Origin of the sequence: Kitasatospora sp. NPDC091276 (assembly GCF_040684355.1) — a bacterium.
GTDB lineage: Bacteria > Actinomycetota > Actinomycetes > Streptomycetales > Streptomycetaceae > Kitasatospora.
The window spans coordinates 1-21439 of sequence record NZ_JBFBFU010000052.1 but is presented as its reverse complement, the minus strand read 5'-3'; the positions used below and the strand labels follow the sequence as shown (position 1 = coordinate 21439).

The following is a 21439-nucleotide window of genomic DNA, read 5'->3' as shown; positions in this document are numbered from 1 at the left end:
TATCGTGGTGACGGTCAGCAGCTCGCAGAGGTTCCCGGGTGCCCGCGTCGCGGTGGGTTCTCCTGGTGTTCCCCCTCGCTCGACCTGCCGTTCGTAGTGGCCCCACCACCGGTGGACGTACCAGCGGGCGGCGCCCGACCTACGGAGAATCGCGCAGTGGCCGCCGCCCCCGCCCAGCTCTTCCCGCCCCGTACGCCCGGACCGGCCCGCCTGGTGGTGCTCGTCTCCGGTTCCGGCACCAATCTGCAGGCGCTGCTCGACGCCGCCGCCGATCCGGCGTACGGCGCCGAGATCCTCGCCGTGGGTGCGGACCGCGACGGCATCGCGGGTCTGGAGCGGGCCGAGAAGGCGGGCCTGCCGGTCTTCGTCCACCGGGTGAAGGACTTCGCCGACCGGGCCGACTGGGACCGCGCGCTGACCGCTGCCGTCGCCGCCCACGAGCCGGACCTGGTGGTCACGGCCGGTTTCATGAAGATCCTCGGGCCCGAGTTCATCGCGGCCTTCGCCGGGCGGATCGTCAACACCCATCCCGCGCTGCTGCCCTCCTTCCCCGGCGCCCACGGCGTCACCGACGCGCTCGCGTACGGGGTGAGGGTCACCGGTTGCACCGTCCACCTGGTCGACGCCGGGGTGGACACCGGGCCGATCATCGCGCAGGGCGTCGTCGAGGTCGTCGACGCCGACCACGCCGATGGCGGCGAAGCGCTGCACGAGCGCATCAAGACTGTCGAGCGCAAGCTGCTCGTCGACGTCGTGGGCCGGCTGGCCCGCGAGGGTCACCGCATCGAGGACCGAAAGGTATGGATTCCGGCACATGAGTGAGCGGAGCGAGCGAATCATCGAGAATGGTGCCCGGCGCGCAGCGCCCACCGAGCGCAGCGAGGTGGGAGCATGAGTGCCAGCTCCACCACGCCCCCCGTTTCGGAGAACATCCGTCCGATCCGTCGCGCGCTGATCAGCGTGTACGACAAGACCGGTCTGGAGGAGCTGGCCCAGGGCCTGCACGCCGCCGGGGTCGCGATCGTCTCCACCGGCTCCACCGCCGGCCGGATCGCCGCCGCCGGCGTCCCGGTGACCGAGGTCTCCGAGCTGACCGGCTTCCCGGAGTGCCTGGACGGGCGCGTGAAGACGCTGCACCCCCGCGTGCACGCCGGCGTGCTCGCCGACCTGCGGCTGGAGTCGCACCGCGCGCAGCTGGCCGAGCTGGGCGTCGAGCCCTTCGACCTGGTCGTGGTGAACCTCTACCCGTTCAAGGCCACCGTCGCCTCGGGCGCCACCCCGGACGAGTGCGTCGAGCAGATCGACATCGGCGGCCCGAGCATGGTCCGCGCCGCGGCCAAGAACCACCCGTCGGTGGCCGTGGTGGTCGACCCGGCCCGTTACGACGACGTGCTGCGCGCCGTCCAGGAGGGCGGCTTCGACCTGGCCACCCGCAAGCGCCTGGCCGGTGCGGCGTTCGCGCACACCGCCGCGTACGACGTCGCGGTCGCCTCCTGGTTCGAGGCCGGCTACGCGCCGAGCGACGAGCGGTTCCCGGAGTTCCTGGGCGCCACCTGGGAGCGGCAGAACGTGCTGCGCTACGGCGAGAACCCGCACCAGGGCGCCGCGCTGTACAGCGACGGCAGCGGCGGCCTGGCCGGCGCGGAGCAGCTGCACGGCAAGGAGATGTCGTACAACAACTACGTCGACACCGACGCCGCCCGCCGCGCCGCGTACGACCACGCCGAGCCGGCCGTCGCGATCATCAAGCACGCCAACCCGTGCGGCATCGCGACCGGCGCGGACGTCGCCGAGGCGCACCGCAAGGCGCACGAGTGCGACCCGGTCTCGGCGTACGGCGGCGTGATCGCGGTCAACCGCCCGGTCACCGTCGAGCTGGCCGAGCAGATCGCCCCGATCTTCACCGAGGTCGTGGTGGCCCCCGGCTACGAGGACGGCGCCGTCGAGGTGCTGGCCCGGAAGAAGAACCTGCGGGTGCTGCTGGCCCCCGAGGCGCCGGCCAACCGCCAGGAGCTGCGCCCGGTCTCCGGCGGCGTGCTGCTCCAGGACGCCGACCGGGTGCAGGCCGAGGGCGACGACCCGGCGAACTGGCGGCTGGCCACCGGCGAGGCGCTCTCCGAGGCGGAGCTGGCCGAGCTGGCCTTCGCCTGGCGGGCCTGTCGGGCCGTCAAGTCCAACGCGATCCTGCTGGCCAAGGGCGGCGCCTCGGTGGGCGTCGGCATGGGCCAGGTCAACCGGGTCGACTCCTGCAAGCTCGCGGTCGAGCGGGCCGGGGAGCGGGCCAAGGGCGCGTACGCGGCCTCGGACGCGTTCTTCCCGTTCGCGGACGGCCCGGCCATCCTGATCGCGGCCGGCGTCAAGGCGATCGTCCAGCCGGGCGGTTCGATCCGGGACGAGGAGGTCGTCGCGGCGGCCGCCGAGGCCGGGGTGACGATGTACTTCACCGGTGCCCGGCACTTCTTCCACTGATCGCGTTCCACCGCTCGCCCGGCGCACCGCCCGGGTGACGGCATGACAGAGCGGCCCGGCTCCTCCGGAAGGGGAGCCGGGCCGCTCGTCGTCCGATCAGCTCGGACGCGGCCGGTCAGTAGCGCGGCCGGGCGAACCAGGCGACGCCGTCCTTGACGCTCATCCCGACGATCATCGTGATCGAGACCGCGAGCCACATCAGCGTGAAGACGATGCCGACCGGGTTGGCGTTGTTGGCGAACGAGCCGGCCAGCCCCAGCAGGCCGAGCAGCGCGCCGAACGAGCCGTACACCAGGGTGGTGATGCGGACCGCGGGCCCGCCCTTGCCGAACTTCACGCCCAGCGTGATGGAGAAGGCCGCGAACAGCGCGCACACGATGCCGACGACCACCAGCACGCCGGCCGCCGCGTTGCCGAAGCCGTTGAACGGGTCGCTCCCGTCGATCTCCTGGGCCCGGTTGGTGACCTCCTTGGCCGCCGCGGCGGCTATCAGGTAGATGCCCCCGCCGATGATCTGCACGGCGCCGATGATGAACAGCAGCACCCGGGTGGTGACCACCAGGCCCGGCATGTTCTGCGGGACGGCCGGCGGGTAGCCGTAGCCCGGTCCGCCGTAGCCCGGCGCGGGCGGCGGGTAGCCGTACCCGGCCGGCGGGGCCTGCTGGGGGTAGCCGTAACCGGGAGCCTGCGGGGGCTGGCCGTACGGGTTGTTCGGGTTGTTCGGGTCGGGCGGGTAACTCATCGATGCCTCCGGGCAGTTGCGGGGACGTGGGGACGGGACGGAGGGCCCGGTTCCGGTTGGCGAGTCGGGTCGCCGGTGGAACGGGACGCTAACGGAGGGGAGTGACAGCCCGGAGCGGAGCCGGGCGCGGCCGGCTCAGACGCGCGGTGAGAGCGCTGAGAACGGTGAGAGCGGAGTCGTCGACGGGCCCGCTGCGGGCAGGACGGCGCCGCAGTGGTCGGGCGGCTCGGTCTGAAGTGGTCGGCTCACGTGCTCTTTCCCCCGGGTACGCCCCCGCCGGGTGTCCGTCGGCCCGTCACCGGGCCGGGTCGCGGCAGGGAATGCCCGCATATCGTCAACCGGACGGCGGGGCCGTGTCCAGCCGGTTCCGCGCGCCGGACCGAGACTGTGGCGCAACCGCAACGTGGTCCAGGCCTTCCGTACCCGTCCGACCGGAAGGCGGAGGTGGGGCCCGCCTCCGGCTCCCGCCCGCCGAGCGCCCGCCGAACGCCCACCGAGCGGACGGCAGGAGGACGGCGGGAGCTCGAAGACGGGCCCTGGTACGGCGGCTTGCCCCGATCCGGGAGAATGGGGTCATGACTGCCCAGATTCTCGATGGCAAGGCCACCGCCGCCGCGATCAAGTCCGAACTCGCCGCCCGCGTGGCGGTCCTCAAGGCGAAGGGCGTCACGCCCGGCCTCGGCACCGTCCTGGTCGGCGACGACCCGGGCAGCCGCTGGTACGTCAACGGGAAGCACAAGGACTGCGCCGAGGTCGGCATCGCCTCGATCCAGCGCGAGCTGCCCGCCACCGCCACCCAGGAGGACGTCGAGAACGTCGTCCGCGAGCTCAACGCCGACCCCTCCTGCACCGGCTACATCGTCCAGCTGCCGCTGCCCAAGGGCCTGGACCAGAACCCGGTCCTGGAGCTCATGGACCCGGACAAGGACGCCGACGGCCTGCACCCGACCTCGCTCGGCCGGCTCGCCCTGGGCATCGAGGGGCCGCTGCCGTGCACCCCGCTGGGCATCGTCGAGCTGCTGCGCCGGCACGACGTCGAGATCGACGGCGCCGAGGTGGTCGTGATCGGCCGCGGCGTCACCGTCGGCCGCTCGATCGGCCTGCTGCTGACCCGCCGCAGCGAGAACGCCACCGTGACCCTGTGCCACACCGGCACCCGGGACCTCGGCTACCACCTGCGCAAGGCCGACATCATCGTGGCCGCCGCGGGCGTGCCGCACCTGGTCAAGCCGGAGGACGTCAAGCCGGGCGCGGCGGTGCTGGACGTGGGCGTCAGCCGCAGCGAGGGCAAGATCGTCGGCGACGTGCACCCGGGCGTGGCCGAGGTGGCCGCCTGGATCTCCCCGAACCCCGGCGGCGTGGGCCCGATGACCCGCGCGATGCTGCTCAACAACATCGTCGTGGCGGCCGAGCGCCGCGCCGGCGTCTGACCCCGCGACCGACACCACCACGAGGGACGGCGAGCATGACGGAACCGCGACCGGCGCGGACCCCGCGCAGGCCGGTCAAGACCACCGGCACCCTGCCGCCCGAGGGCGCGGCCGCAGCCCTCGGGCGCGACCACACCCTGCCGGTCCGGCAGTGGCCGATAACGCTGGTCCTGCTGGTGGTCGGGGCCGGCCTCGCGGTCACCTGGTTCGCCGACTTCAAGGACGGCTTCAAGTACGGGCTGCTGATCCTCGGCTGCGGGGTGCTGCTCGGGGCCGTCCTGCGGCTGGTGCTGCCCGAGGTCGGGATGCTGGCGGTGCGCAGCCGCTTCACCGACGTGATCGTGCTGACCTTCCTGGGAGCGTCGATCGTGCTGCTGACCCTGGTGGCGCAGCCGAACCCGTGGCTGGAGATCCCGTTGCTCGACAACATCGGCAAGTTGATCGGCCGGCCCAAGCACTGACGCCGGGGTGACCGTGACGGCCCCCGCCCTGCGAGCCAGGGCGGGGGCCGCCGTCCGTTGTGACGCATCAGCCAGGCCCGCACCCGCGGCGTACGCTTCCCTTTGCGATAACCTGACGCCGGTCTCTCGATGTCGAGAGATCATCCTCGGCTCCAGCGCGCCGGTGTGCCTGGGGCACCTGGCGATCTGCTGGAGAAGGTAGAAATGACCCGCACCCCCGTCAACGTCACCATCACCGGAGCGGCCGGCCAGATCGGCTACGCGCTGCTCTTCCGCATCGCCTCGGGCCACCTGCTCGGTGCCGACGTCCCGGTGAACCTGCGCCTCCTGGAGATCCCGCAGGGCCTCAAGGCCGCCGAGGGCACCGCCATGGAGCTCGTCGACTGCGCGTTCCCGCTGCTGCGTGACATCACGATCACCGACAACCCGAACGAGGCCTTCGACGGCGCCAACGTCGCGCTGCTGGTCGGCGCCCGTCCGCGCACCGCCGGCATGGAGCGCGGCGACCTGCTGCAGGCCAACGGCGGCATCTTCGGCCCGCAGGGCAAGGCGATCAACGACCACGCCGCGGACGACATCAAGGTCCTGGTCGTCGGCAACCCGGCCAACACCAACGCCCTGATCGCCCAGCGCAACGCCCCGGACGTCCCGGCCGAGCGCTTCACCGCGATGACCCGCCTGGACCACAACCGCGCGGTCGGCCAGCTCTCCATCAAGACCGGTGCGCCCGTCTCCGACATCAAGCGCGTCACCATCTGGGGCAACCACTCCGCCACCCAGTACCCGGACGTCTTCCAGGCCGAGATCGCCGGCAAGCCGGCCTTCGAGGCCATCGGCAGCGACCAGGCCTGGCTGGACGAGACCTTCATCCCGACCGTCGCCAAGCGCGGCGCGGCCATCATCGAGGCCCGTGGCGCCTCCTCGGCCGCCTCGGCCGCCAACGCCGCCATCGACCACGTGTACACCTGGGTCAACGGCACCGCCGAGGGCGACTGGACCTCCATGGGCGTCGTCTCGGACGGCTCCTACGGCGTCCCGCAGGGCCTGATCTCCTCCTTCCCGGTCACCACCAAGGCCGGCAAGTTCGAGATCGTCCAGGGCCTGGAGATCTCCGACTTCTCGCGCGCCCGCATCGACGCCTCGGTCAAGGAGCTGACCGAGGAGCGCGACGCGGTCCAGGAGCTGGGCCTCATCTGAGCCCCGCGGCACCGCTTTCCCGACGGCCCGCCGTCTCCTTCCCGGAGGCGGCGGGCCGCCGTGTGACCGGCCGTCGCTCGTTCTTCCACTCCCCGGGCGCCGGCCGGTCTTACACTGACCCGCTGTGAACGAAACCCTCGGGGACGCCCTGCTCGTCCTCGTCTTCATCCTGCTGGGCGGGCTGTTCAACGTCGCCGAGATCTCGCTGATCTCGCTGCGCGAGGGCCAGATCCGGACGCTGGAGGCGCTCGGCACCCGGCGGTCCGCCCGGGCCGCGCACCTGGCCGCCGACCCCAACCGCTTCCTGGCCGCCGTCCAGGTCGGCGTGACCTGCATGGGCTTCCTGTCCGCCGCCTTCGGCGCGGACACCCTGGCCGGCAAGGTCGCCCCGCTGTTCGTCCGGGCCGGGCTCACCGAGGGCGTCGCCGACGCGGTCGCCCTGGTCGGCCTCACCCTGGTGATCAGCTACGTCTCGCTGGTGCTCGGCGAACTCACCCCCAAGCGGATCGGCCTGCAGCGGGCCGAGTCGATCGCGGTGATCGCGGCCCCGGTGGTGGACGTGATGTCGGTGGCGCTGCGCCCGGTGATCTGGCTGCTCGGCCACTCCACCAACCTGATGGTCCGCCTGCTGGGCGGCGACCCGGCCGCCGGCCGTGGCTCGATGAGCTCCGAGGAGCTGCGCGGCCTGGTCGCCGCCAACACCGAACTCGGCAGCGACGAACGGGCGTTGATCGCGGACGTGTTCTCCGCCGGGGAGCGGCAGCTGCGCGAGGTGATGGTCCCGCGCACCGAGGTGACCTTCCTGGACGCCGAGCGCCCGCTGGCCGCCGTCCGGCACCAGGCGGACACCTCGCCGCACTCGCGCTACCCGGTGGTCGAGGGCAGCGCCGACGCCGTGGTCGGCTTCGTGCACGTCCGCGACCTGTACGGCGCGCGCGGCGAGCAGGCCGCCAAGGTCCGCGACCTGGCCCGCCCGGTGAAGCTGCTGCCCGGCACCAAGCGGGTGCTGGAGGCGATGGGCGAGATGCGCCGCGAGGGCCACCACCTGGCCATCGTGGTGGACGAGTACGGCGGCACCGCCGGGATCGTCACCCTGGAGGACCTGGTCGAGGAGGTGATCGGCGAGATCCGGGACGAGTACGACCGGCCGGAGACCGCCGCCACCCGCCGGCTGGTCGGCGGCGGCATGGAGCTGGACGGCCTGCTCAACCTCGGCGACTTCACCGAGGAGACCGGCGCCACCCTGCCCGAGGGCCCGTACGAGACGGTGGCGGGCTGTCTGGTCGCCTCGCTCGGCCGGCTGCCCCGGGACGGCGACCAGGTGCGCGTCCCGGTCGAGGGCGGTGGCGGGGTGCTGCTGACGGTGGCCAAGCTGGAGGGCCGGCGGATCGCCCGGGTGAGGGTGAGTGCGGTCACACTGGCGGAACCTCCTGGGGCGGACGTTTCCTGAGCGCCCGGTGGAACTGGAACAATGGCCCGCATGGTCAACGCAGCGGTCACTGGTCCGGTCAAGGACCGTCCCCGGGTTCTCTCCGGCATCCAGCCCACCTCCGGCTCGTTCCACCTCGGCAACTACCTGGGCGCGGTGCGCCAGTGGGTGGACCTGCAGAAGGAGAACGACGCCTTCTACATGGTCGTCGACCTGCACGCGATCACCGTCTCGCAGGACCCGAAGGAGCTGCGCGAGAACACCCGGGTCTCCGCCGCCCAGCTGCTCGGCGCCGGCCTGGACCCGGAGCACTGCACCCTGTTCGTCCAGTCGCACGTGCCCGAGCACGCGCAGCTCGCCTGGGTGATGAACTGCCTCACCGGCTTCGGCGAGGCCTCCCGGATGACCCAGTTCAAGGACAAGTCCGTCCGACACGGCGCGGACAGCACCACGGTCGGCCTGTTCACCTACCCGGTGCTGATGGTCGCGGACGTCCTGCTCTACCAGGCGGACGCCGTCCCGGTCGGCGAGGACCAGCGCCAGCACCTGGAGCTCACCCGCGACCTCGCCGACCGCTTCAACACCCGCTACGGCCCGACCTTCACGGTGCCGAAGCCGTACATCCTCAAGGAGACGGCGAAGATCCAGGACCTCCAGGACCCGGGCGCCAAGATGAGCAAGTCCGCCTCCTCGGACAAGGGCCTGGTCAACCTGCTGGACGAGGCGAAGGTCAGCGCCAAGAAGTTCAAGAGCGCCGTCACCGACACCGGCACCGTCGTCTCCTACGACGAGGACGGCAAGCCCGGCGTCTCCAACCTGCTGCGCATCCACTCCGCGCTCAGCGGCCAGTCGATCGACCAGTTGGTCGCGCACTTCGAGGGCAAGATGTACGGCGCCCTGAAGACCGAGCTGGCCGAGCTGTTCACCGAGTGGGTCACCCCCTTCCAGGAGCGCACCCGCTCGTTCCTGGACGACCCGGCCGAGCTGGACCGGGTGCTGGCGATCGGCGCCGAGAAGGCCCGCGAGGTGGCCGCGCAGACGCTGGAGACGGTGTACGACCGGGTCGGCTTCCTCCCGGCCGCCAAGCGGTGACTCCCCTCACACGCCTGCCCGATGGTGACGGTCTCCCCGAGACCGTCACCATCGGCGTGTCCGTGAGCGTTCCGGATCCGTACGGTGCGCAGATCCAGGACGCCCGGGCCGGGCACGGCGATCCGCTGGCCCGGTCGATACCGACGCACGTCACCCTGCTGCCGCCGACCGAGGTGCCGGCCGAGGCGCTGCCGAAGATCGAGGAGCACCTGGCGGCGGTGGCGGCCGCGCACCGGCCGTTCCGGATGCTGCTGCGCGGCGCCGGCACCTTCCGCCCGGTCTCCCCGGTGGTGTTCGTCCGGGTCGAGGAGGGCGCGCAGGAGTGCCGGCTGCTGGAGGCGGACGTCCGCTCCGGCCCGCTGGCCCGCGAGCTGGCGTTCCCGTACCACCCGCACGTGACGGTCGCGCACGGCCTGCCGGATGACGCGCTGGACCAGGCGTACGCGCAGGCGCGCGGCTTCCGGGCGGCCTTCCCGGTGCCGGGCTTCGGCCTCTCCCGCTTCGACGCGGACGAGGTCTGGCGGCCCTGGCGGAGCTACCTTTTCTCCTGAACTACCGGACTGACCTTCCGAGTTCGAGCATCCGGTCGACCACCCGGCGGGACGCGCCGCCGTCGTCCAGGACGCAGTGCTCGGCCCGGAAGCGCCGGTGGCGCTCCGCGTACCCGGGCGGCAGGTCCGCGCCGGAGTCGGCGAGTTCGCGCAGCGCGCCGAGCAGTCCGGCCGAGGTGGGGACGAGCGGGCCGGGGGCCTGCGGCTCGAAGTCGAAGTAGAAGCCGCGCAGGGTGTCGCGGTAGTGCTCCAGGTCGTAGGTGAAGAAGAGCACCGGGCGGCCGGTGACGGCGAAGTCGAACATGATCGACGAGTAGTCGGTCACCAGGACGTCCGCGACCAGCAGCAGCTCCTGCGGGTCGGGGTAGTCCCCGCAGTCGTACAGGAAGCCGTCCCCGGCGCCCGGCAGCGGCTCGCGGACGTGCGCGTGCGGGCGGATCAGCAGCACGTGGTCCCGGCCGAGCAGGCGCCGGGCGTGGTCGAGGTCCAGCCGCAGGCCGAGCCGGAAGCCGTCGCCGTCACCGCGCTGCTGGTCCTCGCGCCAGGTCGGCGCGTACAGCACGATCCGCTTGCCGTCCGGGATGCCGAGCCGGCGGCGGACGGCCGCGGCGGCGGCCTCGTCGGGGCGGGCGAGCACGTCGTTGCGCGGGTAGCCGGCCTCCAGGATCTCGCCGTCGTAGCGGAACGCGCGGCGCAGGATCGGGGTGGCGAACGGGCTGGGGGAGAGCAGCAGGCTCCACTGCGGGGTCTCCCGGTCGAGCGCCTCCAGGTAGCCGTGGTCGGCCAGCCAGGGGTTGTCGACGTCGTGGGCGATCCGCTTCAGCAGCGAGCCGTGCCAGGTCTGGAGCACCACCTGGCCGGGGCGGCGCTCCAGGAAGTCCGGGAAGTGCGTGTTGCCGACCAGGTACCGGCAGGTGGCCAGCGCGCGGTACCACTCCGGGCTCCAGATCCGGACGGCCCGGACCCCGGGCGGCAGTTCGGCCTGGGCGTCGTCGACCACCCAGAGGTGTTCCAACGGCGCTCCGCGGCGGGCCAGTTCGGCGTGCACCGCGCGCGGGGAGTCGGCGTAGCCGCGGCCGCCGAACACGTCGTACAGCACGGCCTCGCGCAGCGGTTCGCGGCGGGCGGCGGGGTAGTGGACGGCGCGCTGGCGGCTCTGCGTCCAGGCGCTGCGCTCGGTGGGGGTGAGCACCGGGGTGGAGTCCACCAGCAGGGTGTCGTGCCAGCGGCGCTGGAGCAGGATCCGCTTGCCGCCGGCCGTGGTGGCGGCGGGCAGCGCGGGCAGGGCGGCCGGTGCGGCGAGCAGCGGGCGGCTCGGGCCGGGCCGCCCGGCGGGCGTCAGCGCGGCCTCCCAGATGCCCTTGCGCAGGGGCAGCGCGGTGCCGTCGGCGCCGGTGCGGGTGGCGGGCAGCAGGACCTTGAAGCGGCCGTCCTGGTCGGCCTCGACGGGGGAGCGGACCTCGCTCGCGGTGCCGGTGTGCCGCAGGACGAGTTCCAGCCGGTCCGCGGCGCGGTCCGGGCAGCGGCCGGTGAGCTCGAAGCCGCCGGCCCGGACGGCGATCCGCTCGACCAGGCCGGCCGCGGGCTGGACGCACACCTGGAGCCGGCCGTCGGCGAGGTGCTTGAGGTAGAGGGCGCGGTCCGGGGTGTCGGGCAGTCGGTGCTGGCCGGCCACCGGGCCGCCGCGCTCGTCCGGGCAGAGCTGCTCGGTGCTGCCGTCGGGGTGCAGGAACTCGGTGTCCCAGTGCTCCAGTTCGCCGCTGCCGCGGCCGTCGGCGGTGAACGGCCGGTACGGCAGGTGGACGGCGAAGGTGTTGCCGGTGCGGGCGACCGGCCGTTCGATCACGGCGTCGCTCTGCCGGTGGCGCAGCCGCAGCACGGTGCCGGACGGGCAGGTGTCCGCGCTGCCGCGCAGGTCGAGGCCGTCGGCGGTGGGGGTGGCGTGGGTGAGCCGGATGCCGGGGCGTTCGAGCAGCAGCCGCAGTCGCCCGTCGGCGAAGTGCGGCTGGAGGCGGACGTCGTGGTCCACCCAGTGGGCCGGCGGGTACTCGCCGGAGCCGCACCAGTGCGGGGCGAGGGCGCCGTACCGGCGGCGCAGCCGGGTGGGGCGCGGGCGGGTGAACAGGGTGGTCTCGATCTGCCAGTCGCCGAGCAGCCAGTCGGTGCCGTGGCGCAGCCGGCCGGGCTCGATCAGGGCGGTGAAGCCGGACCAGTCGTGGTTGAACTCGGGCTGGGCGCTGTCGTCGGTGACCTCGGGCAGCCGGCGGGGCCGGGAGCGCAGGTGGACGGGCGGCCTGGTCCCGTCGGCGTGGCGCAGGGTCAGCCAGGTCCAGGCGGAGCCGGGGCGGCCGGTGTCGAGGTCGTCCGGGCGGGCGAAGCCGGTGAGCTCCAGGCCGCGGCCGGTCCAGCGGGCGCGCAGCAGGCCGAAGGTGACGTCCTCGTCGGCGGCGGGCTGGTCGGTGCTCACGCGGGGGTCGGCGTGCGGAAGGACGAACCGTGTGAGCGCAGGCATGGCAGGGGTCCTTCGGGACGGGGGCCGGGCCATGGGCGGTGGACCGGGGCCGCCGGACCGATGCCGAGAGGAAACCGGGGCCGAATTCATATCCCATACCGGGACGCCGTCCGGGGTCAACAGTGTGGACCAGAGAATTTCCCGTGAAATTCACCGACAAAACACTAGTTCGAGTGCAATGCGCAGGCAAAGGCTGGGGATATTGTCAGGGAATTCCCAGGAAAACGCGGAGGCGCCCGACGCGGTTCGCGTCGGGCGCCTCTGCGGGGCTCTCGGGGATGCTCCGGGCTACCCCGCCCTACTCAGTGCTACTCGATGTCACTCGGTGCTACTCCGCGCGGAGCATCGCGTCGACCACCCGGGCGGAGGCCTTGCCGTCGTCCAGGTCGCAGTACGCCGTGCGGAACGCGGCGGCCTTGTCGGCGTACTCGGCCGCGACCTCGCCGACCCGGCCGAGCGCGTCGACCAGTTCCTCGGAGGTGGCCAGCAGGGGGCCGGGCGCCTCCGCCTCGAAGTTCAGGCTGAAGCCGCGCAGGTTGTCGCGGTAGTGCTCCAGGTCGTAGGTGAAGAACAGGATCGGCTTGCCGGTCGCGGCGAAGTCGAACACGCTGGCGGAGTAGTCGGTGATCAGCACGTCGGCGATCAGCAGCAGCTCCGCCATGTCGGGGTAGCTGCCGACGTCCCAGACGTAGCCGTTGCCGGCGCCCGGGATCTGACCGCACATCATGCTGTGCCGGCGCACCAGCAGTACCTGGTCGTCGCCGAGCGCGGCCTTGGCCGCCGCCAGGTCGAGCCGCAGGTCCAGCTGGTACCCGCCGTTCGGCCGGCGCCGGTCCTCGCGCCAGGTCGGCGCGTAGAGCACGACCTTCTTGCCCTCGGGCAGGCCGAGCCTCTCGCGCACCTGTTCGGCGGTCTTCTCCCGGTCGGCCGCGAAGAGCAGGTCATTCTTGGGCGAACCGCTTTCGAGGATCTCGCCCTTGTAGTCGAACGCGCGTCGCAGGATCGGGGCCGACCAGCTGTTGCCGGCCGCCAGCAGACTCCAGCTCGGCACCTCCCGGGCGAGGCCCTTCAGGTAGTTCGCATCCGTGAACCAGACCTTCTCGAAATCGAGGCCGATCTGCTTCAGCGGGCTGCCGTGCCAGGTCTGCAGGACCACCTGTCCGGGGCGGCGGACGAAGAAGTCGGGCAGGTGGGTGCTGGTGACGATGTACTTGGCGGTCGCCAGTGCCTCGAACCACTCCGGGCTCCACAGCCGGATCGCGCTCGCCGACTGCGGCAGATCGGCCTGGAGGTCGTCACTGCCCCACAGGTGCTCCAGCGGCAGGCCGCGGCGGACCAGCTCCTCGTGGACCGCCCGCGGCGAGTCGGCGTACAGGCCGCCGAGGCCGACGTTGTACAGCACGGTGTCGCGCACCGGGTGCCGGCGGGCGTTCGGGTAGTCGACGAACCGCAGCTGGCGCAGCCGGTAGCCGCTGCGCTCCTCCGGCAGCAGCGCCGAGTGCGACTCCAGGGAGAGGCCGTCGTGGTGGCGGCGCTCCAGCACGATGCGCTTGCCCCGGGACTCCACCTCCAGCGGCATCGCGCCGAAGCAGTCCGGCGAGATCAGCGCGTACGAGCTCGGAAGCTCCTCGGCCACGGCGCCGACCGGGCGGAAGAAGACGTTCCAGGTGCCCTGGGCGAGCGGCACCCGGCCGGCGAAGGAGGCCGTCGGCACGGCGGGCAGCGCGGTCCGGAACCGTCCGTCCGCGATCTCCACCGGGTAGACGTGCTCCTCCTCGCGCCAGTCGTGGCGGACCACCAGCTCCCAGCGGTGCGCGCCGGACAGCGGGAACGAACCGCTGAGCAGGAAGCCGTCCGCGCCGCGGGCGGAGACCTCGTCCACCACCGGCTGGAGCAGCTGGTCGGAGAACTGCAGGTACCCGCTGGGGGAGGGCTTGGAGTAGAGCGCCCGGCGCTGGTCGGCCGGGGCGTCCGGGTTGAGCGGCAGGTGCAGCTGCGCCGGGGCGTTGCGGTCGTCCCAGGTCACCGGGACGGTGCTGCCGTCGGCCAGCAGCAGCGCGGTGTCCCAGCGGTCACGGCCGCGCTCGGCGGCCACCGGGTCCAGCTCGGCCCAGGCCTCGCGGACGGCGGTCAGCTCGGCCACCGGGAAGGACACGCTGAACGGCTGCAGGCTGCCGACCGGCGCGCCCAGCTCCAGCGGGAAGGCCAGCTCGCGGTCGGACTCGACGTGGGTGAGCCGCAGCCGGGCCCCGGCGAAGCTGGAGCCGGAGCGGGCCGCACCCGACACCTCGACCCGGCCGCCGTGCGAAGCCAGGCCGGTCACCCGGGCCTTGACCGTCTCCACCCGCAGGTAGACGGAGCCGTCCCGGACCCACGGCACGATCCGCACGTCCGGCTCGACCCAGTGCGCCGGGATGTACTGCGCGGTGTCGCTCCAGCCGGCCCAGACCCGGCCCTTGTAGACGCCGCCCTTGCCCGCGCCGGCCACCAGGACGCGCCAGTTGCCGTCCTTCCACTGGCCGCGGTGCTTGAGCTTCTTCGGGTCGACGCCGACGGTGAAGCCGGCCCAGTCACAGCTGTACAGGTCGTGGTGGCAGCTGGCGGTGGCCTCGGGGCTGTACTGGGTCTTCATCGGCACCGCGATCACCCGGCGGCCCTTGGCCTCGCGCAGCACCAGGGTGCGGACCATGTCGTGCTTGCCGGCCGCGCCCAGCTGCTCCGGGTACGCGTGCCCGGTCAGCTGCAGCCGCCCGCCGACCCAGGCCGTCTCGTACAGCCGGCTGCGCATGACCAGCGAGTTGTCCAGCTTGAGCACGCCGGACGGCACGCTCTTGCGCCCGCCGCGCAGGAACGGGTAGTCGGCGTACGGGCGCAGCAGACCGCGGGCCTGGACGCCGCCGTTGCTCTCGCCCTCGTACTTGATCTGCTCGACGAACTCGTCGATCCGGCCCTGGAGGGTCAGGTGGTACTTGAGCCGCAGCGGCGCGCGCAGCTTGCGGACCTGCTCGGGGCCGATCGCCCGCAGCAGCCGGCTGACGTTCTTGACGTAGGCGTCCCGGTACTCCTTGTCGCCGTCCACGACGGACCAGAAGAACATCGGGATCTCCTCGACGAGGGTGTTCTCGTCGTAGGAGCGCAGGTACTGGGCGAAGCGCGGATCGGTCTGCTTGCGCAGCCAGCCGCGGACCAGCTCGACCGAGGTGACGCGGTCGATCAGGCCCTTGGGGTTGGTGCGCATCTGGGTGATCGACATCTCGCCGACCTCGCGCTCGCGCCAGTGGTAGATCGGCTCGCAGAGCACGTCCACGCTCTTGGCGAGGTAGTGGTGCGGCACGCTGACCGGCGCGTCCTCGTACAGGATGCCCTCGGGGTAGAGGATGCCGGCCGCGTCGAAGAAGGAGCGGCGGTACACCTTGTTCCACGCGGTGCGGTCGGTGACCAGCGCCGGGATCTCGGTGATGTGCGTCTTGAGCTTGGTCTCCCTGAACGGCTTCGAGTGCCCGCCGGACTGGTAGTAGCCCACCGCGCGGAACCGCAGCACGTTGCCGGTGGCGAAGTCCGAGCCGGTCTCGTCCAGGGTGTTGATCATCAGCTCGTACGCGCTCGGCGGCATCGAGTCGTCACTGTCGACGAAGCACAGGAACTCGGCGTCCGGGTCGATGTGCCGGATGCCGGTGTTGCGGGCCGCGCCGAGGCCCTTGTTCACCTGGCGGACCAGCCGGAACCGCGAGTCCTTGGCCGCGTACGCCTCGGCGAGGGCCGCGCTGTCGTCCTTCGAACCGTCGTCGACCATGACGCACTCGAAGTCCGTGAAGGTCTGGGCGGCGATCGAGTCGAGGCATTCGACCAGGTAACGCTCGACGTTGTAGATCGGAACGACGATGGAGAGGCGGGGAGCCATCGGCTACGCAGGCCTTTCTCGGGAAGGAGCGTGGCAGCCCGGTGAGGGCCTGACCGCACTTTGGATCGGTGCGTACGTGCGCACCGATCCTACCTCCGGGCCATGGGGCCCTTCGGGGCCACTACGCTGGGCCCGTGCCCCGCTTCAGCGTGATCGTCCCCGTGTACCAGGTTGAGGACTACCTCGCCGAGTGTCTCGACTCGGTGCTCGGCCAGGGCGGCCCCGACCTCGAACTGATCGCGGTGGACGACCGCTCCCCGGACGGCTGCGGCCCGATGCTCGACGAGGCCGCCGCCGCCGACCCGCGGATCCGGGTGCTGCACCTGCCCGAGAACGTCGGCCTCGGCCGGGCCCGCAACGCCGGCCTGGAGGTCGCCACCGGGGACTACGTGATCTTCCTCGACAGCGACGACACGCTCACCCCCCAGCTGCTCAGGAGCGTCGACGACCGGCTCGCCGCCACCGGCGACCCGGACGTCCTGGTCTACGACTACGCCCGCACCTACGCCGACGGCCGGATCACCCGGGCCGCCTCCGCCCACGTGTTCGGCGCCGCCTCCCCGGACGTCTTCGACCTCGCCGCCCGTCCCGACCTGCTCGACCTGCTCCAGGTGGTCTGGAACAAGGCCTACCGCCGCGACTTCGTCACCGCCCAGCAGCTGGTCTTCCCGGCCGGCTACTACGAGGACACCCCCTGGACGTACCCGGTGCTGCTCGCCGCGGCCCGGATCACCCTGCTCGACGAGGTCGGCGTGCACTACCGCCAGCGCCAGGAGGGCGGCAACATCCTGGCCACCGCCAGCCGCAAGCACTTCGACGTCTTCGCCCAGTACGACCTGGTCTTCGCCTTCCTGGACCGCCGCCCCGACCTCGACCACTGGCGCCCGGTCGTCTACGGCCGGATGCTGCACCACCTCAACACCGTCGTCTCCAAGCCCGGCCGGATCCCGCCCGGCGACCGCCGCGAGTACTTCCGCCGCGCCGCCGCCCACTGCGCCCGGCTCCGGCCGGCCGGCTACCGCCCGCCGCCCGGCGTGGACGGCGTGCGCACCGAACTGCTCAGCCACGGCCGCTACGGCGCCTACCAGGCCGTCCGCGCCCTCGCCCGGGCCCGCCGCCTGGTGAAACGCTAGAATCTGCGCCGAGCCTGACGGCCATTCGGAGGACGGGCCGGTATAACCGGTCGGGTGGACTTCCTGACCCGCCTCCCGGTCATCGGCCCGATCGTCACGTGGGTGCTGCGCAGCCGCCCGTACCGGGTGTACGAGCACTTCTCCGCGGCCCGGGGCAACCGGCTGGCCGGTGCGGTCACCTTCTTCGGCTTCCTCGCCCTGTTCCCGCTGCTCACGGTGGGCCTGGCGATCGCCGTCTCGACACTCAGCAGCAGCCAGGTCGCGGACCTGCAGAAGCACATCTCCGACCAGCTGCCGGGCATCTCGGAGGCGCTCAACCTGCCGTCCCTGGTGGCCAACGCGGGCGCCGTCGGACTGGTCAGCGGGGCGCTGCTGCTGGTCTCCGGCCTCGGCTGGGTGGACACCATGCGCACCTCGATCCGGGACGTCTGGCAGCTGCCCGACGACGACACCAACGTGGTGCTGCGCAAGGGCTGGGACTGCGCGGTGCTGGGCGGCCTCGGCGTGGTGTCGCTGATCTCGGTCGGCGTCTCCACCGCCGGGACGACGCTGGCCGGGCGGATCGCCGACTGGACCGGCCTGCCCAGCGGCTACCTGCTGACCGGGGTCGGCGTGCTCGTCGCCATAGCGTGCGACACGCTGCTCTTCGCCTACCTGCTGGCGCCGTTCCCCGGGATCGGCGGCCAGCGCCGGCGCGACGTGCTGCAGGGCGCGCTGATCGGCGCGGTCGGCTTCGAGCTGCTGAAGGTCCTGCTCGCCTCCTACCTCGGCTCCGTCGCCGGGAAGAGCCTGTACGGGGCCTTCGGCGTGCCGGTGGCGCTGCTGCTGTGGATCAACTTCGTCTCCCGGCTGCTGATGTACTGCGTGGCCTGGACGGCGATGGCAGATCCGGTGGCCGCCCGGGAGCGCACCCGGGAGCACGCCCGGGCGCTGCTGGCGGCGGCCGACGAGGCGGAGGCGGCCGCGGACACGACGGCGGCCCGGCCCCGGGAGGAACCCTGAGGCCGGGCCGTCCGTCCGGCCGTCCGCCCGGCCGTCACCAGCCGGAGGCCCCGCGGCGGCCGCGCCGCAGGACCAGCACCCCGTAGCCGGCCGCGGCCGTCACCAGCACGACGGCCAGCCAGCCGCCGAGGCCGAGCCCGTCGTCCTCGGCGGCCGCGGGGGCGGCAGTGGGGGCGGTGCCGGGCCTGGTGGCGGGGGTGGAGTGCGGCGGGGGCGCGCCGGCCGTGCCGCCGGCCTGGCCGGAGGGCTCGCCGTCCGGCGGGAGCTCGTCGACCAGCTTGCCGACCGGTTGCACCTTGCCGGCCGCCGCGAAGCCCCAGTCCAGCAGGGCCGCGGTCTCGTCGTAGACCTTCTGGTAGCTGTCCGGGTGCATCACGGTCACCAGCAGGGTGCGGCCGTTGCGTTCGGCGGCGCCGACGAAGGTCGAGCCGGCGTTGGTGGTGAAACCGTTCTTCACCCCGATCAGGCCGGGGTACTTGCCCAGCAGGCGGTCCGTGTTGGCGATCCCGAAACTGCCGCGCTGGCCGGTGTTCTTGTCCACCGCGCCCGGGAACATCGCCTGCCGGGTGGCGCAGTACATCCGGAAGTCGGGGTTGCGCAGGCCGGCCCGGGCGAACAGCGACAGGTCGTAGGCCGAGGAGAGCTGCCCGTCCATGTCGTAGCCGTCCGGGGAGATCACCCGGGTGTCCCGGGCCTGGAGGGCGTCGGCGCGGGACTGCATCTCGGTGACGGTCTGCTCCACGCCGCCGTTCATGTGCGCCAGGACGTGCACGGCGTCGTTGCCCGAGCTCAGGAACACCCCGCGCCACAGGTCCTCGACCCGGTAGTCCAGGTTCTCCTTGATGCCGACCAGGCTGCTGCCCTCACCGATCCCGAGGATCTCCTCGTCGGCGACCTTGTGCACCGTGTTGCGGTCGAACTTGGGCAGCACGGTGTCGGCGAAGAGGATCTTCAGGGTGCTGGCCGGGGCGAGCCGCAGATGCGGGTTGCTGGCCGCCAGCACGTCGCCCGACGTGGCGTCGGAGACTATCCAGGACTGGCCGGTGAGGTCCCTCGGCAGGGCCGGGGCTCCGGCCAGCGGCGAGACCTGGACCCCGGAGCGCCCGAGCCGCTCGCCGCCGACCGCGGAAGCGGCCGGGGGCGGCTCCTGCGGGGCAGCGACCGCCCCCGGGGCGGCGAGCAGGGCCGGGAGGACCGCGGCGGTCGTGACGAACAGATGCGCGAATTTCTGACGACGTGTGGACACGCGCAGACCGTACCCACTCCGGGGCATCCGCTGTGCGCCACACCGGGCCGGTCCTCCGTATGAGGGGCCCGCCCTACGCCGATCGGCGGTCCGCGCATACTGGGGGACGCACCCCGCCCCCACACCCCCGACGAGGACCCCCATGAAGCTCAGCCGCCGCACCTCCTGGTTCCTGACCGCCTTCGGCGTCTGGTCGATCATCATCTGGACCACCTTCGTCAAGAACCTCTGGAAGGACTCCGGCGGCCAGGCCTTCACCGACGGCGACCACTCCCAGCCCACCGCCTTCTTCTGGATCCACCTCCTCCTCGCCGTCACCTCCTTCCTCCTCGGCATCGCCGTCGGCGCCATCGGCCTGCGCGGCCTCCGCGCCACCCGCCGCACCCCGGCCACCGACTGAATCTCCCTTGCCGCTGTCGGTCCCCACTGGAAAGATCCTCACCGCTCGTACACGTAACGAGATCTCTCGATCAAAGGGGTGGGGTACTTCCATGACACTTCGGCATGCCCGCAGACTCGGTGGGGTCACCGCAGCGGCGCTCGCGGCCGGTCTGCTGGTTGCACCGGGGGCGGCTGCGGTACCGGGAACGGCAGTCACTGACCCGAAGGCACTGCCCGCACCGGGCTTCGCCGCCACGGGCCTGCACACCGACGCCTGTGACGACACCACCGCCCCCGGCTGGCTGGGGGTCGCGAACCCTGCGCTGACCGTCACCGCCACCTCCGCACAGGTGCGCTTCGCGGTTTGGGACGACTCGACCCCGGGCCACGACCAGATCGTCGACACCACCACCGACACCAGCGCCGGCACGGCCAAGCTCCCCACCAGCGGCCTGGCGGACGGCCACAGCTACTCGTGGAAGGCCTGGTCCGCGGACTCCTCGGGTACCGGAGAGCCGACCGCGACCTGCCACTTCCGGGTCGACCTCACCCGTCCGGGCCTGTCCGTCTCCTCCACCGACTTCCCGGAGAGCGGCTCGGGCACCGCGCCCGGCAAGTACGCGGGCGAGAACGGCATCTTCACCCTCAAGGGCACCGACGCCGCGCCGGCCGGCGGCGCGGCCTCCGGGGTGGCCTGCTACCAGTACGTGCTGAACGGCACCCTGGGCGTCGGCTGGGACTGCGCCTCCGCGCACACCGTGAAGGCGGGCGCCGACGGCAGTGCCGCGCTCACCCTCAAGCCCAAGGACTGGGGCACCAACGTCCTCACCGTCCAGGCGATGGACAACGCCGGAAACGTCGGCCAGCCGACCACCTACACCTTCTACGCTCCTTGGGACTCGCGCCCCAAGCCGGCCGCCCCGGGTGACGTCAACGGCGACGGTGTGCCCGACATCCTGCTCCCGGACGCCCAGGGCAACCTGCAGATCATCAGCGCCGGTGCGACGGACGCCACTCCGAGCTCCACCATCCCGGGCGCGCTCGCTCCGCTGCGGGCCGGCTGGAAGGACGACCTGGTGCTGCACCGGGGCTGGGCCAACACCCACGGCCCCGGTGATGACCTGCTGGTGCGTCCCAAGGGCAACCCGCAGTTCCTGTACGTCTACGCCAACGGGCACCAGGGCGACTTCAGCGGCCAGAACCCCACCCTGGCGGGGAAGCCGTCCCAGTGCATCGACTCGGCCGGGGAGTCGATCACCTGCCCCGGCGACTACGCCGCGGACTGGTCGGGCGCCGACCAGCTCGTCCCGGTCGGCGGTCGCTTTGGTGCCGCCCGGCCGTCCCTGCCGGTTCTCGTCTCGGTCGAGCACGGCAAGCTCTACGCCTATGTCGACAGCTCCCGCAGCTACGTCGCCGCCCAGCCCATCGCCACCACCGGCGACTGGAGCGGCTACGACCTGATCGCCCCCGGCGCGGACGCGGCCGGCAACCTCATCCTGTGGGCGCGCGACCGGGCCACCGGCGACCTGCATGCCTACCCGGTCTCGAAGAAGTCGAACGGACTGCTCGACTTCTCCGCGCTCGCGGACCCGAAGGCGAACGTGGTCGCCACCGGCTTCACCACCGCCGCCTACCCGACCCTCGGCAGCTCGGGCGACGGTGACGGGGACGGCACGCCGGACCTGTGGGCCGTGACCGCCGACCGGCACCTGGTGACCTTCAGCGGCTGGTCCGCCCCGAAGGACCTCGGCGCGCTGCGCTGAGCCCACGGCGAAGGCCCCCGTCCGATCATCCGATCCTTAGGTTCAAGGGGTCGTCGCAACACCGCTTGGTTTCAGACGGTGAGTAGATCACGTAGACGCTCGGCTGGGGTATCCCAGCCGAGCGTCTTGC

Annotated in this window: 16 protein-coding genes; 12 read left to right on the top strand and 4 right to left on the bottom strand. The window is 72.4% G+C overall.

Annotated features, from left to right (window positions below; translation table 11 throughout):
* Positions 1–156 precede the first annotated feature (156 nt).
* A complete protein-coding gene (gene purN / locus AB0O19_RS36625; protein ID WP_063349026.1) occupies positions 157–822 on the top strand; it encodes a phosphoribosylglycinamide formyltransferase in 666 nt (221 codons plus the stop codon).
* Positions 823–891: 69 nt separating this feature from the next.
* Positions 892–2469 carry a bifunctional phosphoribosylaminoimidazolecarboxamide formyltransferase/IMP cyclohydrolase gene (purH, locus tag AB0O19_RS36620; protein ID WP_363580194.1) on the top strand — a complete coding sequence of 526 codons (1578 nt, stop codon included), beginning with the start codon at positions 892–894 and terminating at the stop codon, positions 2467–2469.
* Between the two features lie 115 nt (positions 2470–2584).
* Here the strand turns inward: purH and AB0O19_RS36615 are convergent, their stop codons facing one another.
* The gene (locus AB0O19_RS36615) at positions 2585–3211 is read right to left on the bottom strand and encodes a hypothetical protein (RefSeq protein ID WP_363580196.1); all 627 of its coding nucleotides are present in this window, start codon (positions 3209–3211) and stop codon (positions 2585–2587) included.
* Between the two features lie 575 nt (positions 3212–3786).
* Between AB0O19_RS36615 and AB0O19_RS36610 the strand changes: the two genes are divergently transcribed.
* The 6 genes from AB0O19_RS36610 to AB0O19_RS36585 all read left to right on the top strand — a co-directional run bounded on the left by AB0O19_RS36610 (position 3787) and on the right by AB0O19_RS36585 (position 9371).
* On the top strand, positions 3787–4641 hold the full coding sequence (locus AB0O19_RS36610) for a bifunctional methylenetetrahydrofolate dehydrogenase/methenyltetrahydrofolate cyclohydrolase (RefSeq protein WP_363580198.1): 855 nt from the start codon (positions 3787–3789) through the stop codon (positions 4639–4641).
* 35 nt (positions 4642–4676) lie between these two features.
* Positions 4677–5102, top strand: coding sequence for a DUF3017 domain-containing protein (locus AB0O19_RS36605; protein WP_063349030.1), 426 nt, complete (start codon positions 4677–4679; stop codon positions 5100–5102).
* Positions 5103–5306: 204 nt separating this feature from the next.
* Entirely contained in the window at positions 5307–6299 is a 993-nt protein-coding gene (locus AB0O19_RS36600) for a malate dehydrogenase (RefSeq protein WP_350877220.1), read from the top strand.
* Between the two features lie 124 nt (positions 6300–6423).
* Positions 6424–7749 (top strand): hemolysin family protein, encoded by a 1326-nt coding sequence (locus AB0O19_RS36595; protein WP_363580202.1) that lies wholly within the window; start codon positions 6424–6426, stop codon positions 7747–7749.
* A gap of 30 nt (positions 7750–7779) precedes the next feature.
* The gene (trpS, locus tag AB0O19_RS36590) at positions 7780–8820 is read left to right on the top strand and encodes a tryptophan--tRNA ligase (RefSeq protein WP_363625898.1); all 1041 of its coding nucleotides are present in this window, start codon (positions 7780–7782) and stop codon (positions 8818–8820) included.
* A 62-nt stretch (positions 8821–8882) separates the two neighbouring features.
* Positions 8883–9371: a 2'-5' RNA ligase family protein gene (locus tag AB0O19_RS36585; RefSeq protein ID WP_347878545.1), complete on the top strand. Its 489-nt coding sequence runs from the start codon at positions 8883–8885 to the stop codon at positions 9369–9371.
* Position 9372: 1 nt separating this feature from the next.
* Here AB0O19_RS36585 and AB0O19_RS36580 read toward each other — a convergent pair whose 3' ends face one another.
* Together AB0O19_RS36580 and AB0O19_RS36575 are read right to left on the bottom strand one after the other, a co-directional pair.
* Positions 9373–11883, bottom strand: coding sequence for a CDP-glycerol glycerophosphotransferase family protein (locus tag AB0O19_RS36580; protein ID WP_363625896.1), 2511 nt, complete (start codon positions 11881–11883; stop codon positions 9373–9375).
* A gap of 328 nt (positions 11884–12211) precedes the next feature.
* Positions 12212–15784, bottom strand: a complete 3573-nt coding sequence (locus AB0O19_RS36575; RefSeq protein ID WP_363625894.1) for a CDP-glycerol glycerophosphotransferase family protein — start codon at positions 15782–15784, stop codon at positions 12212–12214.
* A gap of 134 nt (positions 15785–15918) precedes the next feature.
* On the opposite strand from AB0O19_RS36575, the gene AB0O19_RS36570 reads away from it, so the two are divergent.
* The gene (locus tag AB0O19_RS36570) at positions 15919–16917 is read left to right on the top strand and encodes a glycosyltransferase (protein ID WP_363625892.1); all 999 of its coding nucleotides are present in this window, start codon (positions 15919–15921) and stop codon (positions 16915–16917) included.
* A gap of 54 nt (positions 16918–16971) precedes the next feature.
* Entirely contained in the window at positions 16972–17919 is a 948-nt protein-coding gene (locus AB0O19_RS36565) for a YihY/virulence factor BrkB family protein (protein ID WP_363625890.1), read from the top strand.
* A 34-nt stretch (positions 17920–17953) separates the two neighbouring features.
* Here the strand turns inward: AB0O19_RS36565 and AB0O19_RS36560 are convergent, their stop codons facing one another.
* Complete coding sequence (locus AB0O19_RS36560; RefSeq protein ID WP_363580214.1) at positions 17954–19165, bottom strand: D-alanyl-D-alanine carboxypeptidase; 1212 nt, start codon at positions 19163–19165, stop codon at positions 17954–17956.
* A gap of 142 nt (positions 19166–19307) precedes the next feature.
* On the opposite strand from AB0O19_RS36560, the gene AB0O19_RS36555 reads away from it, so the two are divergent.
* Complete coding sequence (locus tag AB0O19_RS36555) at positions 19308–19565, top strand: hypothetical protein (protein WP_363625888.1); 258 nt, start codon at positions 19308–19310, stop codon at positions 19563–19565.
* Between the two features lie 91 nt (positions 19566–19656).
* Positions 19657–21309 carry a hypothetical protein gene (locus AB0O19_RS36550; RefSeq protein WP_363625886.1) on the top strand — a complete coding sequence of 551 codons (1653 nt, stop codon included), beginning with the start codon at positions 19657–19659 and terminating at the stop codon, positions 21307–21309.
* Positions 21310–21439: the final 130 nt, after the last annotated feature.